Source organism: Streptomyces sp. MBT65 (genome assembly GCF_016612545.1).
In the GTDB taxonomy this organism is placed as follows: domain Bacteria; phylum Actinomycetota; class Actinomycetes; order Streptomycetales; family Streptomycetaceae; genus Streptomyces.
Window position 1 is genome coordinate 1 of sequence record NZ_JAENRY010000002.1, and the last position, 25,013, is coordinate 25,013.

Annotated in this window: 23 protein-coding genes, 3 pseudogenes and 1 riboswitch; of the genes and pseudogenes, 16 read left to right on the top strand and 10 right to left on the bottom strand. The window is 71.3% G+C overall.

What is annotated here, in order from left to right; translation table 11 throughout:
• The 3 genes from JHN63_RS00830 to JHN63_RS00840 all read left to right on the top strand — a co-directional run.
• On the top strand, window positions 1-584 hold a 584-nt coding region (locus tag JHN63_RS00830), incomplete at its 5' end, for a metal-dependent hydrolase (protein ID WP_200676671.1).
• Complete coding sequence (locus JHN63_RS00835) at window positions 584-1,159, top strand: helix-turn-helix domain-containing protein (RefSeq protein ID WP_200676672.1); 576 nt, start codon at window positions 584-586, stop codon at window positions 1,157-1,159. The genes JHN63_RS00830 and JHN63_RS00835, both read left to right, overlap by 1 nt.
• A gap of 56 nt (window positions 1,160-1,215) precedes the next feature.
• A complete protein-coding gene (locus tag JHN63_RS00840) occupies window positions 1,216-2,277 on the top strand; it encodes a low specificity L-threonine aldolase (RefSeq protein ID WP_200676673.1) in 1,062 nt (353 codons plus the stop codon).
• Between the two features lie 63 nt (window positions 2,278-2,340).
• Here the strand turns inward: JHN63_RS00840 and JHN63_RS00845 are convergent, their stop codons facing one another.
• The 3 genes from JHN63_RS00845 to JHN63_RS00855 form a co-directional block, all read right to left on the bottom strand.
• Complete coding sequence (locus tag JHN63_RS00845; protein ID WP_200676674.1) at window positions 2,341-3,741, bottom strand: glutamate decarboxylase; 1,401 nt, start codon at window positions 3,739-3,741, stop codon at window positions 2,341-2,343.
• Between the two features lie 185 nt (window positions 3,742-3,926).
• Window positions 3,927-5,210 (bottom strand): SufS family cysteine desulfurase, encoded by a 1,284-nt coding sequence (locus tag JHN63_RS00850; RefSeq protein WP_200676675.1) that lies wholly within the window; start codon window positions 5,208-5,210, stop codon window positions 3,927-3,929.
• Entirely contained in the window at window positions 5,207-6,619 is a 1,413-nt protein-coding gene (locus JHN63_RS00855) for a family 2B encapsulin nanocompartment shell protein (RefSeq protein ID WP_200676676.1), read from the bottom strand. The genes JHN63_RS00850 and JHN63_RS00855 overlap by 4 nt, the downstream gene beginning before the upstream one ends.
• Before the next feature lie 168 nt (window positions 6,620-6,787).
• On the opposite strand from JHN63_RS00855, the gene JHN63_RS00860 reads away from it, so the two are divergent.
• Complete coding sequence (locus tag JHN63_RS00860; RefSeq protein WP_200676677.1) at window positions 6,788-7,210, top strand: OsmC family peroxiredoxin; 423 nt, start codon at window positions 6,788-6,790, stop codon at window positions 7,208-7,210.
• Between the two features lie 224 nt (window positions 7,211-7,434).
• On the opposite strand, the pseudogene JHN63_RS54175 reads toward JHN63_RS00860, so the two are convergent.
• Together JHN63_RS54175 and JHN63_RS00870 are read right to left on the bottom strand one after the other, a co-directional pair.
• Window positions 7,435-7,731, bottom strand: a pseudogene (locus JHN63_RS54175) (ankyrin repeat domain-containing protein); the annotation flags it as partial.
• Window positions 7,732-8,233: 502 nt separating this feature from the next.
• A complete protein-coding gene (locus JHN63_RS00870) occupies window positions 8,234-9,205 on the bottom strand; it encodes a ScbA/BarX family gamma-butyrolactone biosynthesis protein (protein ID WP_234475732.1) in 972 nt (323 codons plus the stop codon).
• A gap of 109 nt (window positions 9,206-9,314) precedes the next feature.
• Here JHN63_RS00870 and JHN63_RS00875 point away from each other — a divergent pair, with 109 nt between their 5' ends.
• The 6 genes and pseudogenes from JHN63_RS00875 to JHN63_RS00900 form a co-directional block, all read left to right on the top strand.
• Window positions 9,315-9,989, top strand: coding sequence for a ScbR family autoregulator-binding transcription factor (locus tag JHN63_RS00875; RefSeq protein WP_200676678.1), 675 nt, complete (start codon window positions 9,315-9,317; stop codon window positions 9,987-9,989).
• Between the two features lie 239 nt (window positions 9,990-10,228).
• Window positions 10,229-10,870, top strand: coding sequence for an SDR family oxidoreductase (locus tag JHN63_RS00880; protein WP_307781779.1), 642 nt, complete (start codon window positions 10,229-10,231; stop codon window positions 10,868-10,870).
• 67 nt (window positions 10,871-10,937) lie between these two features.
• Window positions 10,938-11,855: a helix-turn-helix transcriptional regulator gene (locus tag JHN63_RS00885; protein WP_234475734.1), complete on the top strand. Its 918-nt coding sequence runs from the start codon at window positions 10,938-10,940 to the stop codon at window positions 11,853-11,855.
• Window positions 11,856-11,918: 63 nt separating this feature from the next.
• Window positions 11,919-12,167, top strand: a complete 249-nt coding sequence (locus tag JHN63_RS00890; protein ID WP_200676679.1) for a hypothetical protein — start codon at window positions 11,919-11,921, stop codon at window positions 12,165-12,167.
• Entirely contained in the window at window positions 12,164-13,057 is an 894-nt protein-coding gene (locus JHN63_RS00895; protein WP_200676680.1) for an alpha/beta hydrolase, read from the top strand. Before JHN63_RS00890 ends, JHN63_RS00895 begins: the two co-directional genes overlap by 4 nt.
• Window positions 13,042-13,383, top strand: a pseudogene (locus JHN63_RS00900) (GMC oxidoreductase); the annotation flags it as partial. The gene JHN63_RS00895 and the pseudogene JHN63_RS00900, both read left to right, overlap by 16 nt.
• A gap of 10 nt (window positions 13,384-13,393) precedes the next feature.
• On the opposite strand, the gene JHN63_RS00905 reads toward JHN63_RS00900, so the two are convergent.
• Window positions 13,394-14,056 (bottom strand): TMEM175 family protein, encoded by a 663-nt coding sequence (locus JHN63_RS00905; RefSeq protein ID WP_200676681.1) that lies wholly within the window; start codon window positions 14,054-14,056, stop codon window positions 13,394-13,396.
• Window positions 14,057-14,203: 147 nt separating this feature from the next.
• Here JHN63_RS00905 and JHN63_RS00910 point away from each other — a divergent pair, with 147 nt between their 5' ends.
• From JHN63_RS00910 to JHN63_RS00935, 6 genes and pseudogenes are all read left to right on the top strand, one after another.
• Window positions 14,204-14,671, top strand: coding sequence for a cupin domain-containing protein (locus JHN63_RS00910; protein ID WP_200676682.1), 468 nt, complete (start codon window positions 14,204-14,206; stop codon window positions 14,669-14,671).
• A gap of 55 nt (window positions 14,672-14,726) precedes the next feature.
• Entirely contained in the window at window positions 14,727-15,653 is a 927-nt protein-coding gene (locus JHN63_RS00915) for an alpha/beta hydrolase (RefSeq protein ID WP_200676683.1), read from the top strand.
• 64 nt (window positions 15,654-15,717) lie between these two features.
• Window positions 15,718-16,608 carry a helix-turn-helix transcriptional regulator gene (locus tag JHN63_RS00920; RefSeq protein WP_200676684.1) on the top strand — a complete coding sequence of 297 codons (891 nt, stop codon included), beginning with the start codon at window positions 15,718-15,720 and terminating at the stop codon, window positions 16,606-16,608.
• Between the two features lie 54 nt (window positions 16,609-16,662).
• A riboswitch (cobalamin riboswitch) is annotated at window positions 16,663-16,743 on the top strand.
• 142 nt (window positions 16,744-16,885) lie between these two features.
• Window positions 16,886-17,908, top strand: a complete 1,023-nt coding sequence (locus tag JHN63_RS00925; protein ID WP_234475768.1) for an iron ABC transporter permease — start codon at window positions 16,886-16,888, stop codon at window positions 17,906-17,908.
• Window positions 17,908-18,339, top strand: a pseudogene (locus tag JHN63_RS00930) (ABC transporter ATP-binding protein); the annotation flags it as partial. The gene JHN63_RS00925 and the pseudogene JHN63_RS00930, both read left to right, overlap by 1 nt.
• Before the next feature lie 220 nt (window positions 18,340-18,559).
• Complete coding sequence (locus tag JHN63_RS00935) at window positions 18,560-19,567, top strand: ABC transporter substrate-binding protein (RefSeq protein WP_200676686.1); 1,008 nt, start codon at window positions 18,560-18,562, stop codon at window positions 19,565-19,567.
• Window positions 19,568-19,599: 32 nt separating this feature from the next.
• On the opposite strand, the gene JHN63_RS00940 is transcribed toward JHN63_RS00935, so the two are convergent.
• The 4 genes from JHN63_RS00940 to JHN63_RS00955 all read right to left on the bottom strand — a co-directional run bounded on the left by JHN63_RS00940 (window position 19,600) and on the right by JHN63_RS00955 (window position 25,005).
• A complete protein-coding gene (locus tag JHN63_RS00940; protein ID WP_200676687.1) occupies window positions 19,600-19,764 on the bottom strand; it encodes a hypothetical protein in 165 nt (54 codons plus the stop codon).
• 97 nt (window positions 19,765-19,861) lie between these two features.
• Window positions 19,862-21,964, bottom strand: a complete 2,103-nt coding sequence (locus JHN63_RS00945) for a bifunctional serine/threonine-protein kinase/ABC transporter substrate-binding protein (protein WP_307781780.1) — start codon at window positions 21,962-21,964, stop codon at window positions 19,862-19,864.
• Window positions 21,965-22,006: 42 nt separating this feature from the next.
• Window positions 22,007-24,157: a bifunctional serine/threonine-protein kinase/ABC transporter substrate-binding protein gene (locus JHN63_RS00950; RefSeq protein WP_200676688.1), complete on the bottom strand. Its 2,151-nt coding sequence runs from the start codon at window positions 24,155-24,157 to the stop codon at window positions 22,007-22,009.
• Entirely contained in the window at window positions 24,157-25,005 is an 849-nt protein-coding gene (locus tag JHN63_RS00955) for a hypothetical protein (RefSeq protein ID WP_200676689.1), read from the bottom strand. The genes JHN63_RS00950 and JHN63_RS00955 overlap by 1 nt, the downstream gene beginning before the upstream one ends.
• Window positions 25,006-25,013: the final 8 nt, after the last annotated feature.

Genomic DNA, 25,013 nt, shown 5'->3' on the forward strand with positions numbered 1-25,013 from the left:
GTCTGTTTCATCCGCAGGGTGGGGGTCAGCCCGCCGACCGGGGGTGGTTGGGGGATGCCGAGGTCGTGCCGGTCCGGGAGCGGGAGTCGGGGCTGATCGTGGCTACGGCGGCTGCGGGTGGCGATCTCTCGGGGCTCGGCGTGGGGGACTGGGTGCGGGCCCGGATCGATCTGCGGGTGCGGATGCTGCATGCCGCGCTGCACACCGCCGGGCATCTCGTCGAGGCGGTCGGGAGGACGCAGGGGTGGGAGATGGTCGGGAGCATCCACTTTCCCGGTCAGGCCCGGATCGAGTTCCGGGCGCCGGACGCGGACGCGCGGCTGGCCGACCCGGAGGGGCGGGAGGAAGTGACCGCCGTGCTGCGCGCCGCGGTGGCGGACGCTGTAGCCGACGATCTGCCGGTCTCCGCGCGGTACCTCCCCGACGGACGGCGCGTCGTGCACCTCGACACGCTGCACTCCGCGCCCTGCGGAGGCACCCATGTGCGCAGCCTCGGCGACCTGGCCGACGTGACGCTGCCGACGCTGAAGGTCAAGAAGGGCCGTATCCGCGTGTCCTGCACCGCGACCCACCGGAGCCGTTGATGACACCCCCACCGTCCGGCCGCCGGCCGGTCAGCAGTACCGCCGCCGCGGTCGGCGCGAAGATCCGGCTGCGCCGGCAGCAGCGCGGGATGAGTGCCGCGGAGATGGCCCGGCGCGCCGGCCTGAGCAAGGCCACGCTGTCGCAGTTGGAGGCCGGGAACGGCAATCCCACGATCGACACCCTGGACGCCATCGCCGTCGCCCTGCGCATCCCGATCGCCGACCTGCTGGCACGAGACGCCGACACCGGACCGGTCTTCCGGCCGGGCACGGACATCGAACCGGGCGAAGTCTCACGGGAGTTGCTACGCCGGATCAGCAGCGGCAACAGCCTGGAGATCTGGCGGCTGCGCATTCCGCCGGAGACGGAGCTGGCCGGTGTGCCGCACGCCACCGGCACCATCGAGCACCTGCTGATCGCCACCGGGCGGGTCACCGCCGGCCCCGTCGACGCCCCGGAGGACCTGGGCCCCGGCGACATGCTCGCCTTCGCCGGAGACGCGCCGCACTTCTACCGGACCGGCGCCGAGGAGGTCGACATCACCGTCGTCTTCGCCTCGCCGATCAGCACCTGAGACACGCCTCGCCGAGCAGTTGCCCGAGGCGTTCCCACGACCCAGGAAGACCCCTCATGAGCACCGCCCTCGCCACCACCCCCGCCGGCCGCGCCTTCATCAGCGACAACATGGCGGGAGCCTCCCCGCAGATAGCCCGCGCCGTCGCCGACGCGGCCACCGGGCAGGTCCTGCCGTACGGCAACGACCCGTTCACCGAGAGGGCCCGCCGCAGGCTCGGTGAGATCTTCGAGCGGGACGTCGACGTCTTCCCGGTCTCCACCGGGTCCGCGGCCAACGGCCTGAGTCTGGCCGCCCTCACCCCGCCCTGGGGCAGCGTGCTCTCCCACCCCGACAGCCACATCAACACCGACGAATGCGGCGCTCCGGAGTTCTTCACCGACGGGGCCAAGCTCGTCGGTGTCCCGGGCGGCGACAGCAGGATGGACCCCGCCGCGCTGCGGGCGGCCGTGCGCCGCCGGACCGGTGACGTGCACAGTGTGCAGCCGTCGGTGGTGAGCATCAGCCAGGCCACCGAGAGCGGCAGCGTCTACACCCTGGCGGAGATCCGAGAGATCTCCGCCATCGCCAAGGACGCCGGGCTGCGCGTCCACATGGACGGGGCGCGTTTCGCCAACGCGCTGGTCCGACTCGGCGCCACCTCGGCCGAGATGACCTGGAAGGCCGGCGTCGACGTGCTGTCCTTCGGCGCCACCAAGAACGGCGCGATGACCGCCGACGCCATCGTCTCCTTCGACCCCGCGCTCGCCGGCGAACTCGCCTTCCGCGCCAAGCGCGCCGGGCAGCTCGCCTCCAAGATGCGCTTCAACACGGCCCAGATCGACGCCTATCTCACCGACGACCTCTGGCTGCGCAACGCCCGCCAGGCCAACGCGATGGCCACCCGCCTCGGCGACGGCCTCAAGTCCATCGCCGGGGCAGGCCTGTTGGCCACCCCGCAGGCCAACATCCTCTTCTGCCGCCTGCCCCAGCAGGTCACCGAAGGACTCCTCGCCGAGGGCTACGCCTTCTACCACGACCGGTGGGAGCCCGGCATCGTCCGCTTCGTCACCGCCTTCTCCCACAGCGCCGACGACGTCGACCAGCTCCTGGACGCGGTCCGCCGCCACACCCACTGAACCGCGGCGGCAGGACCGATGAACTCCGCTTCCGTCACGGCGAGTTGATGACGGCTGCCTTTGTCAGGCGGTGACGAGTGGCTTGAGCGGTGGTGCGGGTGTCGGCACGGCGGTGTGCAGGTTCCTGGTGACCTCGGTCAGGTCGGTGATGAACATGCCCGCGAGTTCCGCGGTGAACCCGGTGCGCACCACCAGACGCAGTACGGAGACGTCCTGGCAGGGCGCGGGAAAACTGTAGGCGGGCAGATGCCAGCCACGGGCGCGCATCGCGTGGGAGACGTCGAACACCGTGAAGCCCTGCGTTCCGGGCGCCAACCGGAAGGCGAACGCCGGGAGTTCGGAGCCGTCCGTGATCAACTCGTAGGGGGCGACGGCCTGGATGCGCGCGGCGAGGGCGCGGGCGGTGGAGCGGCTCTGGGCCGCCAGATTGCGCAGCCCTTCGAAGCCGTAGCGGAGGAAGCTGTAGTACTGCGCGACGACATGCGCTCCCGGGCGGGAGAAGTTGAGGGTGAAGCTGGGGGAGCTGCCGCCGAGGTAGTCGACCTCGAACACCAGGTCGTCGGGGAGGGCTTCGGCGTCGCGCCACAGGGCCCAGCCCAGGCCGGGGAAGACATGGCCGTACTTGTGCCCCGAGGTGTTGATGGAGGCGACGCGTTCGAGCTGGAAGTCCCACATCAGGCCCGGGTCGAGGAAGGGGGCGACCATCGCGCCGGACGCGCCGTCGACATGCACGGGGATGTCGGTGCCGGTGGCGGCCTGGTAGCCGTCCAGTGCCATGCAGACGTCCGCGACGGGCTCGTAGGAACCGTCGAACGTGGACCCGAGGATCGTCACCACGCCGATGGTGTTGTCGTCGCAGTACGCGGTGAGCGTGTCGGCCGTGAGGTGGTAGCGGCCCGGTTCCATCGGGACGTAACGCGGCTCCACCTCGAAGTAGTTGGCGAACTTCTTCCAGCACACCTGGACGTTCGCGCCCATCACGATGTTCGGGCGCGCGGTGTCCTTGCCCTGGGCGCGTCGGCGCTCCTGCCAGCGGCGCTTGAGCGCGAGGCCGCCGAGCATCGCGGCCTCGCTCGAACCGGTCGTCGAGCAGCCGCGGACCTGGTCCGGCCGCGGCGCGTGCCACAGCCGGGCGAGCATCCGTACGCAGCGCTCCTCCATCGCCGTGATCTGCGGGTACTCGGCGCGGTCGGCGAGGTTCTTCTCGGCGGTCTCCGCCATCAACTCCCTTGCCTGGGGCTCCATCCAGGTCGTCACGAAGGTCGCGAGGTTCAGCCGGGCGTTGCCGTCGAGCATCAGCTCGTCGCGTACCCGACGGCAGACCAGGTCGGGCTCCGACGCGAACTCGGGCAGCTCGTCGAGGGGCTGGAGGAGGTCGGCGGCCGGCGGGAGACCGCCGGCGCGGGAAACGGTCAGGGTGTCGAACTCGGCTTCGGGCATGACGTCGGTATGCGGGATGGGCATGAGTGTCTGGATGCCTTTCTGGTCCGTGCGGCCCCGTGCACTCCGACGCTAGATCGCTGAGAGGTGCGGCGTATGTGTCGATTACACCGATCCAGTGATCGATTTGCGGACTGATGAACTGGATTTTCCCTTGTACATACTGGACATTACTTTTTGCAGAGCAGACGTCGGCCGATACGACGAGGTCAGCGCCGTCGGACCTGGCTCAGCTCCCGCACCAGCTGGTCGATTTCGCCGTGGGTGTTGTAGAAGGCGAAGGACGGGCGGACGGCGGTGGTGAGGCCGTAGCGCCGCAGGACCGGCTGGGCGCAGTGGTGGCCGGCCCGGACCGCGATACCGGCGGCGTCCAGCTTCTGGGCGATGTGGGCGGGGTCGGTGCCGTCGATGGTGAAGGCCGTCACGCCGACTCCGTTCGGGGGGCCGAGCAGGCGCAGGCCGGGCACGTCGTCGGCGAGGCGGTGTCGGGCGTGGGCGAGGAGTGCCGTCTCGTGGACGTGGGCCGTGTCCAGGCCGATGGATTCCAGGTAGTCGACGGCCGCGCCGAGTCCGATCGCCCCGGCGATGTGGCCGGTGCCCGCCTCGAACTTCTGTGGGGGCGGGGCGTATTGGGTGTGCTCGAAGCTGACGGACGTGATCATCGAGCCACCGCCCTGCCAGGGAGGCATGTCCTCAAGGAGTGCCGAACGGCCGTACAGGACACCGATTCCGGTCGGACCGAAGAGCTTGTGGCCGGACAGGACGTAGAAGTCGGCGCCCAACTCGCCGACGTCCACGCGGAGATGGGGCACGGCCTGGGCGCCGTCGACGAGCACGACCGCGCCGTGCGCGTGCGCCGCGTCGGCCATCGCGCGGACGGGGAGGACGGTGCCGAGCACATTGGAGACATGCGCGAGGGCGACGATCCGCGTGCGGGGGCCGAGAAGGGCGTCGTAGGCGGTGAGGTCCACGGTGCCGTCGTCGTGCAGGGGAACGATCCGCAGCCGGGCGCCCTTCTCGGCGCACAGCGACTGCCAGGGGACGATGTTGGCGTGGTGTTCGAGGGTGGTGAGGACGATCTCGTCACCGGCGCCCACGCGAGTGCGGCCCCAGGTCTGCGCGACCAGGTTGATGCCTTCGGTGGCGCCCCGTACGAAGACGATCTCCTCGGCCCGCCCGGCTCCGACGAAACGCGCGATCCGGCTTCGCGCGCTCTCCAGCAGGGTGGTCGCCTCACGGGCGAGGGTGCGCGCGCCCCGGTGCACGTTCGAGTTGTGGCGGGCGTAGAAGTCGCTTACGGCGTCGATGACTTGGCGCGGTTTGTGGGCGGTGGCGGCGCTGTCGAGCCAGACGAGCGGGCGGCCGTGGACGGTGCGGGAGAGGGCGGGGAAGTCGGCGCGCACGGCGTGCACGGGGAAGGCCGGCGGATGGGGTGCGGCTGTACCGGCGCGGTCCAGCCAGTACCTGGCGGTGTGCGACGCGGGGGTGCTCATGTGTACGGGTGGTAGTGGGCGACCTGGACCTGCTCCAGCATGCCGATCGCGTCGTCCACGAGCACGGCGGCGGAGAAGTACGAGCTGACCAGGTGCGAGGCGACCGCCCGCCGGTCCAGGCCCATCGGCTCCACCGCGATGCCGGGGGCGTGCTCGTGGGGCAGCCGGTCGGGGCGCAGACCGACGACACCCCGGTTCTCCTCACCCACCCGCAGCAGCAGGACGGTCGACGTGGACTCCACCGGGTCGACCGGGATCTTGTCCGTCGGGACCAGGGGCACCCCTCGCCAACTGAGAAACGGACTGCCGTACATCTCGAAGATCACCGGGGGCACACCCCGGCGCGTACACTCCCGGCCGAACGCGCCGATCGCGCGCGGGTGGGCGAGGAAGAACGCGGGCTGCTTCCAGACGACGGTGAGGAGTTCGTCCAGGTCGTCAGGGGTCGGCGGGCCGGTGCGGGAGTGGACGCGGAAGGCGGGGGCGATGTTGTGCAGCAGCCCGAACTCCGGGTCGTTCAGCAGCTCGCGCTCCTGCTGCTCCAGGATCAGCTCGACGGTCAGACGCAGTTGTTCCTCGTGCTGGTTCAACGGCACGTTGTAGAGGTCCGAGACACGGGAGTGCATCCTCAACACGGTCTGCGCCACGGCGAGTTCGTGCTCGCGCGGCTCCGGGTCGTAGTCCACGAAGGTCTCGGGCAGCTCCGCCTCGCCGTGGTGCCCCGAAGCGACGGCCGGTGTCCCCGCGCTGCCGGGCTGCCCGCCTGCCCTGAACTCCGCGAAGGCGCGGGCGAGTTCGGGATGCTCGTCCTCCAACCGCCGTAGCCGGTCCGGGTCCAGGACGAGCAGGGTGCTGTTGGTCAGGGCGACCACCGTGTACGGCCAGTCGCCGCCGCGGAGTGCGGCCTCCTCGTCGAAGAACTCCTCCTCTCCCATGACTCCGAGCACCGTCGGCTCGCCGTAGGCCCCGGTGCCGCGCCGCTCCAGCCGGCCGTGCGCGACGACGTACAGGCCGTCGGCCGGCCTGCCCGCCTCGGCCAGGGTCGTGCCGGCGATGACGTGCTTCGTACGGAACGCGGCCGCGACCTCCTCCAGCAGGCGCAGGTCCATCACGTCCCGCAGGGCGAGGAGTTCGCGCATGTCCTCGGCCATGATCCGGCTGCCGTCGGCGCCCGGGAGCAGGGTGATCCGCCCGTCGCCCACGGCGTAGGCGACACAGCGGTTGACCCGGTACGTGCCGGCCTCCACCTCGACCCAGGGGAGCAGCCTGAGTAACCAGCGCGGGGTGGTCAGCGAGAGCTGTGCCGGGGTCTTGGTGGTGGTCGCGATGCTCCGGGCGGCGCGCGTCCCGAGGCTGGTGGCGGCCGGGGTGGTGGGCTGGTTCCCGTCGTCGACGGTCCGTTCGCTCACGATGATCCCTTCGTGGATTCTCACACCCTGAATTCCCCGGTCAACCGCCTTTTAAATTACCCAATTCGGGGACTTGACCGAAACGATCGTTATGTTCACGATGGGCGCGGGGAAGTTCCTCGACCGCTCGCGGGGCTTCAATCATTCGCACGGCACGCAGGAGACTTGATGGAGATCACCGGAAATACCCGAACCCACTGGGAAGGCCCGCTCAAAGAGGGCGTCGGCCGGATGAGTTTCGGCTCGGGCGCCGCCTCCCCGGATCTGCGCTATCCCCTCAGTCCGATCCCGCCCCAGCGGCAGACGTCCCCCGAGGAGCTGATCGCCGCTGCTCAGGGAGCCTGCTTCACGATGATGCTGTCCCACGTCCTCACGGAGGCCGGCACCCCGCCGAGCAGCGTGACCACGGAATGCGACGCGACGATGAGCGTCGGCACCGGATTCACGCTCATCAACATCAGGGTCCAGGCCGCCGTGCCCGGAATCACCGAGGAGGAATTGCGCCGGGCCGCCGCGACCGCTGAGCAACGCTGTCCCGTCAGCAAGGCGTTGAGCGCTATTCCGTCGAATGTGCAGACGGAATTGGTCTGACCGCGGGCACGCTCGCGAGGCGCTGGGCGCCTGGCCTGAACCGGGCACCCGGTCGATCTCGTCGCGTATTCGGCGGTGGGATTGTCGCGACGATTAGGCGGGGGCAGGGGGGACACTTTGCCGGCCGGGGCGGAATTCTGCGCGGGCACGCCGGACGACCGGGGGCGGAGGAGTTTCGACACGGCCGTGTGCCCGCCGCGTTGCGCGTCGGTGAGGGCGGTGCCTCCCCAACGGTCCGTGGCCGCCGGGTTCGCGCCGTGGCCGATGAGGAACTGGGCGACTTCCACGTGCCCTTCGGATGCGGCGAGGTGCGGGGGCGTGCGGCCGTCGTAGTCACCCGCGCTGAGATCCGCTCCGGCCGAGGTGAGGCGGCGGACCTCGTCCAGGTCGCCCTGGCCGGATGCCCAGCACAGGGCGACGACGTTTCTCGGCGGCGCTCTGATTGCGACGCTTGCGAGGGCCTTGCGCTCAGTTCCGCCGCCGAGGGCGAAGTTCCGGTCGGCGGTCTGTCGTTCGGACAGATGGACGGCGGTGTGCCGCTGGCCGCCGACGGCGAGATCGCGAACTGTTCCGGGTCGATACGGGCCAGTTGGGGGATGTGGTCGGTCACCGCGCCGCCGCGCACCTGAATTTCGTGACTAGTTCGTCCCTGGAGAGGGTCTGGCGTCCGTCGTCGTCGAAGGCGTCGAAGAGCGCGCGATGGGCGGCTTCGAAGGGATCCGTCTCTGCCGCTGATTTCGTGGGCTGTTCTTTCCGGCGGGCGGTTGATGTCATGGTCGTCACCTCGTGCGGGAAGTGCCTGACGGATGAAGGGAGTTCGTCAGGAGAGCATGACGACTCTTATGTTTCACTTCATACCCAGGGGTGGGTTGTCCGCTACGGTCCCCTCACTCGATCAGGGAGGGCATGCGGGAGCAGAATTCGTCCTGCGAGTGCGCGGGGGCGCCCCCTGGGTGAGGTGTGCTTTTCGCGATGGGCGCCCGCTCTTCGCGTGAACAGGCGTCCATCGCGGGGGAGTTGACCCTACGTCGCGAACGACAGTGTGCCGGAGGCTGTCGTATCGCCGTTCTGGGTGACCTGGAAGGCCCAGCCGTCCTCGGCCGGTTCGCATTCGACGTGGACGGGGGAGTTCCACTCGGTGAAGCGCAGGGCCTGCATGTGACAGCCGCTCAGTCGGCCGGGGGAGGCGCCCACCAGGCAGGCCGCTTGGCGGGCCGCCTCCAGCAGGACCATGCCGGGTACGTGGTCGCTGGGGTGGTCGAAGAACCGCGGGTGGCGCAGATCCGCGGGCGCCACCAGCAGAGCTCCGGCGGGGTCGCGGACCAGCATCACATCCCCGGGGGACGGGACCGACACCTCGGTGGGCGAGGGGCGCCCGTGCACGTCGTCCGGAACGGGGTCGGCGGCGGCGTTCGGGCCGCGGAACGTCTCGTACTCCTCCTCCGACAGGACCCGGACACGTCCGAAGGCCGAGCCGAACTCGCGCCCGGCGGCGGAGAGTTGGATCCGTACGCTCAGCGCGACCGGCCACGGCACGTCGTCCACGCGGCGTACGTCGAACACCTCGGCCCGGCACAGCACATCGGTGGCGCCGTAACCGACCACCGGCTCCGTGTCGTTGTCGAGCAGGAAGCCGACGTTCCTGATGACGGGCCTGCTCGTGCTCGGGGCGCCGAGGAAGCGCTGACAGATGTACAGGCCGACCTGGCGGATGGTCTCGGCGGCCAGCATCGGGTCGTGCCGTTCGTCGGAAGCGGAACCCGAACCGCAACCGGCACCGGCACCGGCACCGGCACCGGTACGGGACGTGGCGTACGAGCGCGGCCACTGCGCGGCGAGGAGGAAACGGTCGTCGGGCAGCGCCCGGGCGTCGGTGAGCAGGACTTCGGCGACCGCTCTGCGGTGCACGAGGGTCCGGGACACACAGCTGTCCCAGCTCAGCGTCAGGTGTTCCGGGGTGGTTTCGGGCGGTGCGAGAGAGCGTGATTCAGTCATAAAATAATAGAAGCTATGGTTCTCCGGCATACGTGCGGGAAACGTCGGCCTGTCGGCTAGATTCACCGGAAAAGACGATCCGGCACGCAGGACAGGGGCGACCGAGAAAATGCAGGAACGTGCGGAAGTCACCCGGCGGGCTGTTCTGGCGACGGCCGCGGTGCTGTTCGAACAGCACGGGTACGTCGGTACGAGCATCAGCGACGTGGCGCGTACGAGCGGGTACACCAGCGGGGCGATCTATTTCCATTTCGGCAGTAAAGAAGGACTGGCCCGGGGCGTTCTGGAAGCCCATTTCGCCGAATGGCCGCGCTATGTGGAGCATTGGGAATCCCGGAATGCCCCCGTTCTGGACCGGCTGGTGGGTCTGAGTCTCGCCGTGGCCCGGGAATTCCGGGACAACGTGATCGTCCGGGCCGGCAACAGACTCTGGAGCGAGCGCAGATCCATCCCCGTGTCCCTGCCCCGGCCGTTCGTCGGGTGGATCGACGCGGCTGCCCGCATGCTGACCGCCGCCACGGAAGCGGGCGAACTCGATCCCGGCGTCGATGCGGAGCGCGCCGCGCGGGTCCTCGTCTCCAGCTTCTTCGGCACCCACACCGTCTCCGACGCACTGGACGACCGCCGCAACATCGAGGACGCGGTGACCGACCTGTGGATGATGCTGCTGCCCGGGCTCCAGGCGGCGCCGGTCGATCCGGCGAAGTGTCTGGAGGGGGCCCGGAAGCTCTTGGCGGGTACGCGGGGGCAGCCTGCGGCTGCGGTGCTTGCCCACGACGACTGACCGGCAGCCGGACTGCCCGTGCCTCCACCACAACGCCGGAACGCCACAACGCCGCAACACCTGATCACCAGATCACCGGAATCCGGTGAGGACCGCTCACCTGTCCCGCGACAAACCTGGACGTGCGACAACGCACAGGAACGGCAAGGGACTTCGGCACCGCCGGGCAACGCTCGGCAACGTCCGGCAAGGAGGCGGTCTCATGAGCGAGCGCGTAGCAGTGGTGGTCGGTGCGGGCGGTGACGTTCCTGGCCACGGCGCTGCTGCTCGCGGACGCCGGCTTCACCGTGACGGCGGTCGACCGTACGGAGAAGGCGCTGGACGCGCTGCCCGACGGCATCCGGCGGGAAGTGGGCGACGCGACCGACCCCGCCGTGGCCAGGAACGTCATCGACCGGATCGCCACCGAGTCCGGACCTCCCGAGGTGCTGGTGAACACCCTCGGAGTGTTCCGGCCGGGAGAGGCGGTCGCCGCGGCCCCCGACGACCTGCGGCTCATGATGGACGTCAACCTCGGAGCCGCGCTGTGGCTGAGCCAGGCCGTGGCGCCGTACATGCGCGGGCGCGGCGGAGGCGCCATCGTGCACGTGTCCGCGCGGCCGGCGAGCGAGCCGACCCTCGGTGTGGCCGCCTACAGCCTCAGCAAGGCGGCGCTCAACCACCTCGTCCGCGTTCTCGACCTGGAGCTGCGCCCGCACGGCATCCGCGTCAACGCGGTGGCGCCGCAGCTCCTCGACACGGCCAAGAACCGGGCGATGCTCCCTCCGGAGGTGCTCGCGCACGCCGTACCGCCGGAGACGGTCGCGAACGTCATCGCCTTTCTCGTCGGCGACCTCGCGACGGACATCAGCGGCGCGATCGTGCCGGCCTACGGCGCGTAGCCGGACAGCTCCGACGAGCCCCGCGCCTCACCTCGATGCACGTCACCGTCACCCGCGCCTCACCCCGATGCGCGTCCTTCGCCGGGACGCTGATCTGCGCGGGCGAGTTCGACCGGGGGAACAGTGGCTGGAGCGCGCCCGGCACGCCACCCGGTCCGAGGGCGAGCCGGGGGTTCGGCTGCTGGTGCATCTGATCTCCTCGACGGTTCCGGCGGCACGCGGCCAACACCGCGACGCGCTGGCCGAGTTGACCGCCGCCGAGCAGACGCAGACACACATGAGGGGCGAGCACGGGCTCCGGTCCCGGGTGATCGCCTGGACGGTGGCCACCCAGGCCCGCCTCGGCATGGTCGAGGAGGCGCGGGTCACCCTCGCCGCCCTCGACGAACGGCGGGCCGCCACCGGCGAGATCCGCACCGCCGCCGCGGTGCTCCGCCTCGCCGAGCAGGACCCCGCGGCCGCCCGCCGCGAACTCGGGCCGGTCCTCGACGGCACCGCCCCCGTCACCTCCCTCCTCACCCCGATCGAGGCACGCCTCCTGGACGCGCTCGCCTGCCGCGACCTCGGCGACGAGCACGCGACAGCGACCGCCGTGGAACAGGCGCTGCACCTCGCCGAACCGGACCGGATGATCCTGCCCTTCGCGATGACCGGCGCCTGGGAACTGCTGGAACCCCTCCAACAGCGCACCTCGCACGCCGCGTTGGTCTCCGACATCCTCGACGTCGTCCGCGGCGACACCCCGGCCGGACCGGACCGCACGGCCACGGGACCGACCGAACACCTCAGCCCGAGCGAACTGCGCGTCCTGCGCTACCTCCCGACGAACCTCACCCGCCCCGAGATCGCCACCGAACTGTCCGTGTCGCTCAACACCGTCAACACCCACATCCGGCGGATCTACGCCAAGCTCGGCGCCGGCGACCGCTCCTCGGCGGTCCAGCGCGGCCGTGAGCTGCGCCTCCTGTCGAACGGCCGGGGCTGAAAGCCGCACGATCACCGGATCCCGGCGACGCGGCCTCACCTGTCCGCCCGCGACCATGGGGCCATGGGTGATGACCCCGTCCTGTACCAGATACGGGTCTACGGCCACCTCGGCCCCACCCTGCTGATGGCGTTCCCGGCGTTCGCGCCCGAGCAGCAGGGCACCGAAACCGTGCTCACGGGGCTGCTGCCGGACGCCTCGGCGCTGTACGGCGTCCTCTCCGAGATGGAGGGGCTCGGCCTGGATCTCCTCGAAGTCCGCAGAGTGAGTGCGCGCCCGAACCCGTTCCCACCCAAGGGAGATGCTCCGTGAGCACCGAGCAGCAACAGACCCTCGACGCGATCCTGCGCCAGTCCGCCTTCCCCGTCGGCAGCACCGTCGACGAACAGCGGCTCCAGCTCGGCAAGTTGACGTCGGCGCAGCCGCTGCCCCCCGAAATCACCCTGACATCACGCACGTTGGGCGGTGTGCCGGTCGCCGAGATCACGGTCGACGGCGTCGAACCCCGGCACGTCGTCCTGTACTTCCACGGCGGCGTCTACGTCCTGGGCGACGCGGCCGGTGCCGCCGGACTGGCCTCCCAGGTCGGCCGGCGGACCGCCGCCAAGGCCTACTCCGTCGACTACCGGCTCGCGCCCGAACACCCCTATCCCGCTGCCGTGGACGACGCGTTGGCCGCCTACGAAGCCCTCCTCCAAGAAGGCGTCGCCCCCTCGGACATCGTCCTCGCGGGCGAGTCGGCAGGCGGCGGCCTCGTCGTCGCCACCCTCGTCAACGCCCGCGACCACGGGCTGCCCCTGCCGGCCGCGGCCTACGTCATGTCGCCGTACTCCGACCTCACCCTCGCCGGGGCGAGCATCGACACCAAGGGACCCGCCGACCCGCTGCTCTCCCGGGAACTCCTCGAACCCCGGATCACCGACTACACGGCGGGACAAGACCCTTCGCTCCCGCTGATCAGCCCCGTCTTCGCCGACCTCACGGGCCTGCCGCCCCTCCTCATCCAAGTCGGCAGCCACGAGGTCCTCCTCGACGACGCCGTACGCCTCGCCCAACAGGCCGCCGCCGCGGACGTGTCGGTCACCCTGGAGGTCACCCCTGGGGTGCCGCACGTCTTCCAGGCCTACGGCTTCCTCCTCGACGAAGCGACCGACGCGCTCGACAGGGCCGGGGAGTTCTTGAGAGCGCGGCTGCACGCGTGACCTCAAGTCCCTTGCCCCTGAGGTCTGTTCGCCAACACCGTTCGCATGAGGAGAAGATGACGCCCGGCGAAGCGGTCACCGACGACGAATCGCTGTCCCGGATCATCGCCGCGAACCCGGCCATCTACGGCCACCCCACCTCCACGGCACCGATGGGCGGCCCCGGAGACCCCTCGGCCGTCGTGGATTCCGTCGGTGCTGTCAAGGGAGTGGAGGGTCTGCGGGTGGTCGACGCGTCGATCATCCCCGAGGTCCCCTCGTCGACCACGAACGTCACCGTCATCATGGTGGCGGAACACATCTACCGGCGCGTCTACGGCAGTTGACCTCGGAGGCTCAGTCCGCCGGGCCCTGCTGCGCGGAGCGGGTACGCCGCGCGTCGACCACCGTGTCGGCGACCGGCACCACGATCCAGCACACGTACGCCCAGTGCGTGACGAGCGAGACCGGGATCGAGAGCAGGAAGCCCAGCGCGACCATGCCGATGCGCCGGATGGACCGGGTGAAGACCTCGGGCGGTGCGCCGACACGGTGGAGGTGGTCGCGGCGGACCTCGCGGACCATCAGGATGAACAGGAGACAGGACGCGAACTGCACGGCGGCGTAGAAGACGAACCGGGCCTGGAACGCTCCCTCGCCGCCGATCACGTCCGTCGCGAACGGGGTGATCACCAGCGTGAGCAGCCAGTACATGGTCAGGGACGTCAAGCGGCTGTTGGTCGCCGTGACATAGCGGAACACCCGGTGGTGCGAGCGCCAGTGCGCGGCGATCACCACGAAACTGATCATGAACGCCAGGTAGCTCTCACAGTGCGACGTGGCCGAGTGCCACAACTCGGAGTTGGTCGACCCCTCCGGCACCGGCAGTTCCAGAGCCAGCAGCGTGAGCGCGATGGCGACCACCGCGTCCCCGAAGAACGTGAGCCGGTCACCGGAGACCGCCCGGATCTCCATTTCCTCGTCCTCGGAAGGCAGTTGTCGATCGGTCGAGACATCCATGGCAGCAGAGAATGCCACACGCGGTGGGGAGTGGTACTGCTGGTCCTACCCAGACGGCTGGCGACCGGCGGGTGCGGAAGCGGATCATGGGAAGGGCAGGGCACGGCCCCGACCGGAGACCGCTGATCGCGCAGAACGGACCGCCACATGACCATGGCCTATCTCGCACAGCCAGAGCAGCAGCAGAAACTCGAATGGCTCGACGGCGGCGAGTTCGCCGTCCTCCTGGACGCCGCGGCCACGGGCGGACAGCTGACCGTGGGACGGTTCTCCGTCGCCAAGGGCGAGGCCCCGCCGTACCACAAGCACACCCGTGAGGACGAGGTCTTCATGCTCATCAAGGGGAGTGCGCTGCTGTGGTGCGACGACGAGGAGATGGAGATGTCGGAGGGCGGCATCGTCTTCCTGCCGCGGAACGTGCCGCACGGCTACCGGATCACCTCCGACACGGCCGACCTGCTGATGATCTGCACGCCCGGCGGCATCGAGGGCATGTTCCGGCACGCGGGACGTGACCTCACGACCCCGCGTCCCGAGGGCTTCGAGATCTCGCGGGACATCATGGCCGAGGCCGCCGACCTGTACGGCCAGGTCATCGTCGGCCCGCCCCGCTGACCGACCGCGGGCCCACCACTCCACCGCACCGACCGGAACCACGAAAGGCACCACCATGTCCCGGCAACAGCGCCAGGCCCTCGACGAGATGCTGCGGCACGGCCCGCTCGACCTCGGCGGGGACGTCGCCGAACAGCGCGCCCTCTTCCACGACATGATGACGTCCATCCCGCTGCCGCCCGACGTCTCGACCACCGAGGGCGAACTGGGCGGCGTACCGGTCGTCACCGTCGAGACGCCGGCGACCGACCCGGAAGCCGTCCTGCTGTACCTGCACGGTGGCGCGTACGTCATCGGTTCCGCGGCCGACGCGGCGGGTCTTGCCTCCGAGGTGTCCCGGCGCACCGGTGCGCGCGCCGTCTGCGTCGACTACCGGCTGGCACCCGAGCACCCGTTCCCCGCGGCCGTCGACGACGCCCTCGCCGTGTACCGGGCCCTGCTGGACGACGGCGTGCCCAGTTCCGCCATCGCCTTCGTCGGTGAGTCCGCGGGCGGCGGGCTCGTCGCCGCGACGCTGGTCGCCGCCAAGGACGCGGGGCTGCCCCAGCCCGCCTCGGCCGCGGTCTTCTCCCCGTGGGCCGACCTGAGCGTGTCCGGCGACAGCGCGAAGAGCAAGGCCGACGCCGACGCCTCCCTCACCCCGGAAGGCCTGCGCACCCGCGCCCGCGACTATCTCGGCGACACGGACCCCACCGACCCGCACGCCAGCCCCGTCTTCGCCGAACTGACCGGCCTCGCGCCCCTGTTCATCCAGGTCGGCTCCTACGAGATCCTCCTGGACGACGCCGTACGGCTGGCCGCGCGCGCCGCCGAGCACGACGTCCACGTCGAACTCCAGGTCTGGCCCCAAGTACCTCACGTCTTCCAGGAGTTCGCCGCGATGCTCGACGAGGGCGCCGCCGCGCTCGACGCCGCCGGCGCGTTCATCCGGGCCCGGTGGGCCGACGCGGACACATCCGACGGGGACGCGTCCGGCGAGTAAAGACTCCGCCGTCCGGCGGCTGAACGGCCGTGTGCGGCGCGCCAGTTGAACGACAATGTGCTCCATGGCTACGACGAACCACTTCGGCATCGCGCTGCGGGGGTGGCGCGAGCGGGTGTCGCCGCAGGACAGCGGGCTGGAGGCGGGCGGGGACCGGCGCATTCCCGGGCTGCGCCGAGAGGAACTGGCCGGGCTGGCCGGCCTGTCGGTCGACTACGTGGTCCGGCTGGAACAGGGCCGCGCCCGCAACCCCTCGGTCCAGGTCGTCACCGCGCTGGCGAGGGCGCTGCGACTCGAACCGTCCGAGCGTGACCATCTGTTCCGCTGCGCGCACCTCGCACCGCCCTCGGCCGGGAACGTGTCCCGGCAGGTGCCCGCGAGAGTGCACCGGCTGGTGGGCCAACTCGCGGGCAACCCGACCGCGGTGTTCGCCGCCGACTGGACCCTCGTCGGCTGGAACGGCATGTGGTCCGAGGCGATCGGTGATCCCCGTACGTACGGCTGGGTCGAGCGCAGTCTCGTGGCCGGCATGTTCCGGCCGAGGAGCGTACGGGGGCGGGCACCGATCGCGGCCTGGCCGGTCCGGTCCTGGGCGGGCGACGAGGTCGAGGAGGAGGACCTCGTCGCCGACCTGCGGGTGACGGCCGCCGCCCACCCCCACGACGCACGGCTCGCCGCCTTCGTCGACCGCATGCTGCACGACAGCCCGCGCTTCGCCCATCTGTGGTCCAACGGCACCGCACGCACCCATGTCGGCGACCGCAAGACCGTCGAACACCCCCGGGTGGGCGACCTCGACCTCGATCTCGACGTCGTGATGGCCGCCGGCACCGACCTCAGGATCGTCACGTACACGGCGGCCACCGGGACGACCGACGCGGAGAAGCTGGACGCCCTGCGGGCCACCTGTCCGCCGCAGACCCGCGCCATGTCGCGTACGAGCGGTCCGAGTTGAGGGGTGCGGATGAACCGGTTGCTCCGGTTTGTTACGCTCCCCAGGCCTCCCGCGGGGGAAGTCCGGTGAGAGTCCGGCGCTGACCCGCAACGGTGTGCGTGACGACCTCTGGTCGTCGCGCGAGTCCGATCGCCCGTGGGTGGTGCGACCCGTTGACTGCTCGCCGTGGACTGCGAGAGGGGACCGAGCGGCCGGCACGGTCGTCCGGGCTGTCTCCTCGATCGAGGCTCACCAGGCGGCCCCAGGTGAAGGACCGCCGACCGTGCGCCGAATACCCTTGCCGCCCTTGCTCCTTGGGCTGGTCCTCCTGCTCTGCGTGTCGCTGCTGTGCGGGGTCGGACTCGGCGCCGCCGGGATCGGCGTGGCGGACATGTTCGGGTTCCTGTGGGCCGGTGCCACCGGCGGGACCGTGCACGCGGGCGACGCCGCCGCCTACACCATCGTCTGGGAGATCCGGCTGCCGCGCGTCGTGCTCGCGGCCGTCGTCGGGGCGGGACTCTCGTCCGTCGGCGTGGCCGTGCAGGCCATGGTGCGCAACGCGCTCGCCGATCCCTTCGTCCTGGGCATCTCCTCGGGCGCGGCGGTGGGCGCCAACGCCGTGATCCTGCTGGGCGCGTTCGCCGGCCTGGGGGTATGGGCGCTGTCGGTGTCGGCGTTCGCCTCGGCACTCGCGGCCATGGTCCTGGTGTACGCGGTGGCCCGCTCGCCGCACGGCCTCACCCCGCTGCGGCTGATCCTGACGGGCACCGCGCTGGCGTACGGCTTCGAAGCCGTCACCACCGTGATGGTGTTCGGCGCGGCCCGGGGCGAGGCGGCCCGCTCGGCGATGATGTGGCTGCTGGGCAGCCTGGGCGGGGCGACCTGGGCGCAGGTGCCGTTGGCCGCCGGCACGGTGACGGCCGGTTGGGCGTGGCTGCGATGGCGGGCGGAGTCGCTCAACGCCCTCGCCATGGGCGACGAGACCTCCGCCGCGCTCGGCGTCCAACCGGGCCGACTACGACGGGAGTTGTTCCTCGTCACCGCCGCCGTCACGGGGACCGTGGTCGCGGTCAGCGGGGCCATCGGCTTCGTCGGACTGATGGTGCCGCACCTCGTGCGCATGCTGGTCGGCGCCGATCACCGCAGGGTCCTCGCGGTCGCACCGCTCGCCGGAGCCGTGCTCCTGGTGTGGGCGGACGTGCTGTCCCGGCTGCTGCTCGCGCCCGCCGAACTGCCGGTCGGCGTGATCACCGCCGTCGTGGGAGTGCCCGCGTTCCTGCTGCTGATGCGGCGCGGCGGCTATGCGTTCGGGGGGCGTTGATGCGACTCGACATCGAAGGGCTGTCGGTCGACGCGGGCGCGAAGCGGCTGGTGCACGACATCCGGCTCGTCGTGGAGAGCGGAGCCTTCGTCGGGCTCGTCGGCCCCAACGGCAGCGGGAAATCAACCCTGTTGAGGTGCGTGTACCGGGCGCTGCGACCGGCCGAGGGCGTGATCCGGCTCGACGGCGACGACGTGCACACCATGGAACCGCGCGCCGCCGCACGGCAGTTGGCCGCGCTGCCGCAGGAGTCGTCCGCCGAGTTCGACTTCACCGTCGCCGAAGTGGTCGCCATGGGACGGTTTCCGCACCGGGACCGGACCGCCGCGTCGGACCGGGAGATCTGCGCCGGAGCCATGGCACGCACCGGCGTCACCCACCTCGCCGACCGCGGATTCCTCGCCCTGTCCGGCGGTGAACGCCAACGCGTCCTGATCGCCCGTGCACTCGCCCAACAGCCGCGTGTCCTGGTCCTCGACGAACCCACCAACCACCTCGACATCGCGCACCAGTTGGACGTGCTCTCCCTGGTCCGCGGCACCGGCCCGACCGTGCTGGCGGCCCTGCACGACCTGTACGACACCCCGGGACCGGCGCGCTCCAGCTTCTGTTCGACCTGCTCCCGCCCACCCCTTAAGGACAACCACCCCCATGCGCAAGCTGCTTGCCGCCGCCCTCTGCCTCGCCGCGACCGCCACCGCCGGCTGTGGCGCCACGGTCGAGTCCACACCGCGGGACGCCAGGTCGTCCACCGTCACCCTCACCAACTGCGGTCAGCGGGTGACGTACAAGACGGTCCCGAAGCGGGTCGTCACCAATGACGTCGGCATCACCGAGCTGATGTTCGCCCTCGGCCTGGAGAACCGCATGGCCGGCTTCGCCATGCCCGACGACAAGGGCGACCTGACCGACGTGCCCTGGAAGGACGGCTACCGGAAGGTGAAGTGGCTGTCCAAGGACCAACTCACCAAGGAGAACGTCCTCGACGCCCGCGCCGACCTGGTCTTCGCCGGCTGGAACTACGGCTTCCGCGACGACAGCGGCTTCACCCCCGACGCCCTCAAGAAGCTCGGCATCCCCTCGTACATCCTCACCGAGTCCTGCCGCAACGGCCGCACCGACACCTCGCGCGGCATCATGCCGCCCCTGGACGCCCTCTACGCCGACCTCACCAACCTCGGAAAGCTCTTCGGCGTCGAGAAGCGCGCGGCCACCCTGATCGCCGACTTCAAGAAGCAGACAGCCACCGTCCACAGCGAGGCCCCCGCGAAGAGCCCCAAGGTCTTCCTCTACGACAGCGGCCAGGACGCCCCGTTCACCTCCGGCCGCTACGCCGCCCCCGACCAGATCATCAGCGAGGCCGGCGGCGTCAACGTCATGCACGACGTCAACGACTCCTGGACAACGGTCGGTTGGGAGACCGTCGTGCAGCGCGACCCCGACGTCATCGTGATCTGTAACTACGGCGACGTCAGCGCCGCACAGAAGAGGAAGTTCCTCCTCTCCTACGCCCCGCTGCGCAACGTCTCCGCCGTCAAGCACCGCCGGATCTTCGTCCTCGACTACGTCGACCTCGTCGAGAGCCCCCGCAACCCGTCGGCCATCGCTCGCCTAGGCGCGTATCTCCGGACGGTGGCTGCGGCGCGCACGGCCAACTAGAGCGTGCGTCAAGGGGCTTGGCAGGGTCTGCGTCAAGGGGCCTGGCGCAGTGCGGCGGCCATCCACTCCCGGACGGCCGCCGCCCGCTCCGGGACCCGGTCCGGGTCGGGACCCGACGTGCCGTTCACCGTCGCCACCAGGGACTGGTACCTGGCCGGCAGCTTGAGGCCGGGCGCATCGGCTGGACCCGGGGACACCCTAGGGCTCCACCGCACGCACCTGGTCGTAGCGGCCCACGAAACGGAACGCGCCGTCCTTGACCTGGTACAGGAAGCCGGTGTTCTCCGGGTCCAGCTAGTGCGTGGTGCCCTGGACGAAACGGATCGGCTTGGCCACCCCGTCGTACGCGGTGTGGAAGAGGCGCTCCGCGACCTGCGCGGGCTCGATCGAGGTGGTGGTCCCGAGCGCGTCGATGGCTCGGGCGATCAGGCCGACGGCGTCGTACGCCTCGGCGGACCACCGGCCGGGCGGCTCGCCGTAACGCGCCCGGTAGGCCGCGGTGAACGCCTTCGCCGCCGGGGTGCCGGCCGACTGCGCCTCGGTGTACGGCGCTTCGAATACCCACCCCTCGGCCGCCTGCCCCGCCGCGTCGAGGAAGTCGGCGCGCATGACGGGCTCGAAGGAGGTCACCGGCCCCGTGAACCGCGCCGTGGTCAGGGCGCGGGCGCAGGCCGCCGCACGGAGCGGTGACGTTCCGCCGTAGACCACCGCCTGCGGATGTGTGGCGAGCGCCTTGGCCACGGCCGGGCCGAAGTCGTCCTTGTCCGCGGCGACCTGGTGGACGGTGACGGTGCCGTCGCTGGGCGGTGCCTCGACCAGGTTCCGGCTGATGTCGACGGCCGGCTCGCCCGCCGCGCCGTCCTGGATGACCGCCGTGCGACGACTGGGGCGGGTCCTGGTCAGGTAGTAGAGGATCGGCAGGGTCCGTGAGGTGTCGGACGCCCTGGTCGTACAGAGGGCGCGCAGGGCCGTGGTGGACAGCCTCGCGGCGTCGTCGGCGACCGACACCAGGACCACCGGCATGGACGCGGCCGAGTAGAGCGGAGCGGCGGCGCGGGCACCGGCCGTGGTGCTCGGGCCGATGACCGCGCTGACGGCGAGCTGGGCGAGCACCCGGCGGGCCGTCTCCCGCGCTCGGGTCGCGTCGCCTCCGTCGTCGTAGGAGGAGAGAGCGAGGTGGTAGGCGACGTTCTTGCGGGCGTTGTGGGTGGCGACGGCGAGGAGCGCGCCCTGCTTCTGCGCCTGGCCCAACGTCTTCTGAGTGCCCGTCAGGTCGGCGTGGAGGGCGAGGGTGTGGGTGGGTACGTCGTGGTGTGAGCCGCTCGTCGCCGTGTGTCCTCGGGCCAGCAGGACGGCCGCGCCGGTACCGGACGCGGCGAGCACGGCGGCTGCCGAGCCGCCGACGGCCAGGATGCGGCGGCGTGAAATCCCCTGTGCGGTAGACGGGTTGAGGAGCTCGGGTGCGGACGGTCCTGCCGTGCGGGGCGGTGGGTCGAGGGCGCGGGCCGAGCGCTCGGCGACCAGCCGGAGGACGGCGGGCGGCAGCCATTCGGTCGCCGACGGCGGGCCGTCGGCCGGGTGCTGGTCGTCCGTCAGCGCGGAGTGGACGGCCGCTGCCGTCGGCCGTAGCGCGACGTCCTTGGCGAGGCAGCCGTCGATCACCGTCCGCAAGGGCGAGGGGAGTTGGGCCAGGCCGGTGGGGTCGGGGGGTTCGTGGACGGTGCGGTACAGGACCGCGGGTGCCTCGCCGGTGCCGAACGGCCGTCGGCCGGTGGCCGCGTACGCCAGCACGCAGCCGAGCGAGAACAGGTCGCTGGCCGGCCCCACCTCACCGCCGCGGGTCAGGGCCTGCTCGGGGGAGAGATAGCCGGGGGTGCCGACGACCGCGTCGGGAGCGGTGAGCGCGGTCGTGCCGACGCCCTTGGCGATGCCGAAGTCGATGAGCCGGGGGCCCTCCGGGACCAGCAGGATGTTGCCGGGCTTGACGTCCCGGTGCACCAGCTCCACGGCGTGCAACTCGCCCAGCGCCAGGGCCAGTCGGGCCCCGAGCGCGACCACCGTGTCGGCGGGCAGCGGCCCGAGGCCGTCCACCGCCTCGGCCAGCGAGGGGCCGGGGACGAACGCGGTGGCCAGCCACGGTTCACGTGCCTCGGTGTCCGCGGCCGTCACCGCGACCACCCAGCGGCCGGTGAGCCCGGTGGCCAGCCGCACCTCGCGCCGGAACCGGGCGCGGAACGCGGGATCGGCCGCGTACTCGGCGCGGATCACCTTCAGCGCGACCGGCGTCCCGTCGGCGGTCCGGGCCAGATAGACCACGCCCATGCCGCCCACGCCGAGCCGCGCGAGCACCCGGTGCCCGCCCAGGGTCTCCGGGTCCTCGGCCCGCAATGCCTGCATGCTGTGGCTCCTGTTGCCGCTCCGCGAAGTCTCCCCTGCCGGTCAGGAAGCGGACACCGCCACCGGACCGGCGTACACGAAGCGCCCGTCCTCGACCTGGTAGTGCTGCACCTGCCGGGTGACGAGCTGGTGGTCGGCGTCGAACGCGTACGTGGTGACCAGCCCCTTGAACCTGGCCTTCGCGAGCGCGTCGGCGAGCCGGGTGCGGGTGGGCCGCCGCCTGCCCGTTCCGGCGAGTGCGGTGAGCCGGTCCGCCAGCAGACGGGTGACGTCGTAGGCCTCGGCCGCCCAGTCGCCCGGCGCGGCGCCGTAGCGTTTGCGGAAGGCGGTGGCGAACGGCCGTACGGCCGCGGCGCCCGGGTCGATGTACGGAGCCAGGACCTGCCAGCCCTCGCTCGCCGCGCCCGCCGCCGAGACGAACGCGGGCGTGGCCGAGGAGACGTCCAGGAAGCGCGGGCCGGTGAAGTCCCGTGCGGCCAGGGCGCGGGCGAGCGGGGCGGCACGTTCGGGGGTGCCGGTGTAGTAGAAGCTGTCGACGCCGTGGGCGAGCATGTCGGCGACCACGGTCGACACGTCCGGTGCGAGAGCGGGGACGACCCGGGCGTACAGCGCCATGCCGACCGCGCCCGTCGCGCTGTGGACGACGTTGACGGACTCCATGCCGGTGATCCCGCCCGCGCGGTCGACCAGCAGCCCCGGTCGACGGGACCCGTGCGTGGCCAGCGCGGTGACGGTGGCGAACGCGGAGTAGGCGGTCAGCGGGGCGGCCCGGAAGTAGCTGTGCGGCTTGGCGAGGAGGGCCGACTGGACGGCGGAGACCGAGAGTTCGGACACGGTCACCAGCGGCAGCTTGGCGCTCTCGTAGACCTCCACGGCACTCTGCGCGGAGGCGTAACCGGTGGGGCCGAGCACGGCGAAGACATCGCGGTCGCCGGTGAGTCGACGGGCCACCGCCTGGGCGCGGGCCGGCTCGCCCCGGTCGTCCAGGATCCGCAGGGTGAGCGAAAACGGCTTGTCCTTGCGGGAGTTGAACTGCTCGACGGCCAGCCGCGCGGCCCGCGCCTGTGCCGTCCCCGCCGCCTTCAGCGGGCCGCTCAGATCGGCCTGCACGCCGATGGTCCAGGCCCGCCCGGTGGCCGAACTCGCCGGTGTCTTCGCGTCGTTGTCCCGCAGGGCCGCCCACAGGGCCGCGCCGCCACCGGCCGCGAGCAGTGCCGTACCGCCCGCGGCGAGGGCCAGCACCCGACGCCGGCCCGGCCCCGCGACCTCCGGTTCGCCGGAGACCTCGGTCGGTTCGATGCCGGGCAGCGCCAGCATCTCCGCCGACCGGTCGGCGACCATCCGGACCACCGCGTCCGGCAGCCAGCCGATCGAACCGGCCGGGGCATCCTCCACCAACTCCGCGTCCAGCACTCTGAGTTGGGGTCGATCCTCGGGTTCCTTGGCGAGGCAGCGCGCCAGCAGGTCCCGCAGTTCGACGTCCTCGACCCCGTCCAGTTCCGGCGCGTCGTGCACGGTCCGGTACAGCAACGCGTCCGCCGTGCCGCTGCCGAAGGGCAGCCGCCCGGTCGCCGTGTACGCCAGCACGCAGCCCAGCGAGAACACATCGCTCGCCGGACCCACCGGCAACGCCCGTGCCTGCTCGGGGGAGAGGAACCCGGGCGTACCCACGACCATGCTGTCCGAGGTCAACTCCGTCTCCCCGGCGGCCGTGGGCCGGGCGATACCGAAGTCGATCAACCGCGGCCCGTCCAGCGCGAGCAGCACATTGCCCGGCTTCACGTCCCGGTGCACCAACCCCGCCTGATGTACGGCGTCCAGGGCCCGCGCGAGCACCTTGCCCAGCACCCGTACCACCCGGGCGGGCAAGGGCCCGCACTCCAGCACCGCCTCGGCCAGCGACGGCCCCGGCACGAAGGCGGTCGCCAGCCAGGGCGCCGGGCCCTCCGTGTCGGCGCCCAGCACGGGCACCACCCACGGGCTGTCCACCCCGCGCGCGGACTCCGCCTCACGCCGGAACCGGGCCCGGAACTCCGCCTGTTGGGCGAACTCGGGCTGGATCACCTTCACCGCGGCGAGTTCCCCGGCCGCACCGCGCGCCAGGTAGACCACCCCCATACCGCCCGCGCCCAGCCGCCCGAGCAGCCGGTAACCGCCCAGCCGCGAAGGATCGTCGGGAAGCAGCCGCTCCATCACGACCCGCCCTTCGTGGCCGACGCGGAAGGGCTCGCCCCACCGGCAGTGCTTCCGATCTCCTCCTGCGCCCGCAGCAGCATTCGCGGAAGCACCTCCGCCACAAGGGAGTTGAGCTCCTCCTGGCTGCGACCGCGCCCGCCGCACACGGACGTACCGGCCACCACCGAGCCCAGCACCGCCTGTTGCCACCAGTACGGGTACGGGCCACCGTGCGTGTCACTGACGCACTGTCCGGTCTCCAGCAGCAGATCGTCGCCGCTGGTGTTGCCGCCCTCGCCCCGCGCGAACGACAGCGACTGGAGCCCCGTCAGACGCTCACCCGGCCGCTGCGTCTGCTCCGTGCAGTCGAGGTCCTCCTCCAGCATCCGGGCCTGCTCCCACGAAGCGTCCAACGCGGTGCGGTGCACGGTGACCGTGGCCGACAGCCGCACGGCTCCCTTCGCGCCGGCGGCGGGCACCTGGAAGTGCCGGGTCAGCGTGGCCAGCGCGTCCCCTGGTAACGGCTCCAGCCGCCACAGACAGTCGTCACCCAGCACCGCCCACTGTGCGGGGTCGCTCTCGTACGGCGTCGCCCGCGTCACGCCGGTCCCGAACAACTCCGGTCCGGAGATGACCCGTTCGATCAGCGCCCGGGCCTGCGCGGCGGTCTTCGGCTCCTTGCCCGGATCGGTCTCCGGGGTCGCCGACGCGGCCGACCGGGAGTCTGCGGTCGCGGTGCTGCTCCGGGACGCCCCGGACGTCGTCGGCGGCGACGCGGAACCACCGCCACCCCCCGTGCACCCCAGGACCAGCGCCCCGCAGGCCGCCGCCACCCCGCCGACACGGACTGCTCTGGCATACGCCACGACGTCGC

Excerpts from the sequence above, each read along its gene's own strand:
- JHN63_RS00875 (WP_200676678.1), top strand. The coding sequence starts at position 9,315 with ATGCAGGAACGTGCGGAAGTCACCCGGCGGGCTGTTCTGGCGACGGCC.
- JHN63_RS00950 (WP_200676688.1), bottom strand. The coding sequence starts at position 24,157 with ATGGAGCGGCTGCTTCCCGACGATCCTTCGCGGCTGGGCGGTTACCGG.
- JHN63_RS00910 (WP_200676682.1), top strand. The coding sequence starts at position 14,204 with ATGACCATGGCCTATCTCGCACAGCCAGAGCAGCAGCAGAAACTCGAA.
- JHN63_RS00915 (WP_200676683.1), top strand. The coding sequence starts at position 14,727 with ATGTCCCGGCAACAGCGCCAGGCCCTCGACGAGATGCTGCGGCACGGC.
- JHN63_RS00885 (WP_234475734.1), top strand. The coding sequence starts at position 10,938 with ATGCGCGTCCTTCGCCGGGACGCTGATCTGCGCGGGCGAGTTCGACCG.
- JHN63_RS00920 (WP_200676684.1), top strand. The coding sequence starts at position 15,718 with ATGGCTACGACGAACCACTTCGGCATCGCGCTGCGGGGGTGGCGCGAG.
- JHN63_RS00845 (WP_200676674.1), bottom strand. The coding sequence starts at position 3,741 with ATGCCCATCCCGCATACCGACGTCATGCCCGAAGCCGAGTTCGACACC.
- JHN63_RS00860 (WP_200676677.1), top strand. The coding sequence starts at position 6,788 with ATGGAGATCACCGGAAATACCCGAACCCACTGGGAAGGCCCGCTCAAA.
- JHN63_RS00890 (WP_200676679.1), top strand. The coding sequence starts at position 11,919 with ATGGGTGATGACCCCGTCCTGTACCAGATACGGGTCTACGGCCACCTC.
- JHN63_RS00945 (WP_307781780.1), bottom strand. The coding sequence starts at position 21,964 with ATGCAGGCATTGCGGGCCGAGGACCCGGAGACCCTGGGCGGGCACCGG.
- JHN63_RS00935 (WP_200676686.1), top strand. The coding sequence starts at position 18,560 with ATGCGCAAGCTGCTTGCCGCCGCCCTCTGCCTCGCCGCGACCGCCACC.
- JHN63_RS00850 (WP_200676675.1), bottom strand. The coding sequence starts at position 5,210 with ATGAGCACCCCCGCGTCGCACACCGCCAGGTACTGGCTGGACCGCGCC.
- JHN63_RS00870 (WP_234475732.1), bottom strand. The coding sequence starts at position 9,205 with ATGACTGAATCACGCTCTCTCGCACCGCCCGAAACCACCCCGGAACAC.
- JHN63_RS00840 (WP_200676673.1), top strand. The coding sequence starts at position 1,216 with ATGAGCACCGCCCTCGCCACCACCCCCGCCGGCCGCGCCTTCATCAGC.
- JHN63_RS00835 (WP_200676672.1), top strand. The coding sequence starts at position 584 with ATGACACCCCCACCGTCCGGCCGCCGGCCGGTCAGCAGTACCGCCGCC.
- JHN63_RS00905 (WP_200676681.1), bottom strand. The coding sequence starts at position 14,056 with ATGGATGTCTCGACCGATCGACAACTGCCTTCCGAGGACGAGGAAATG.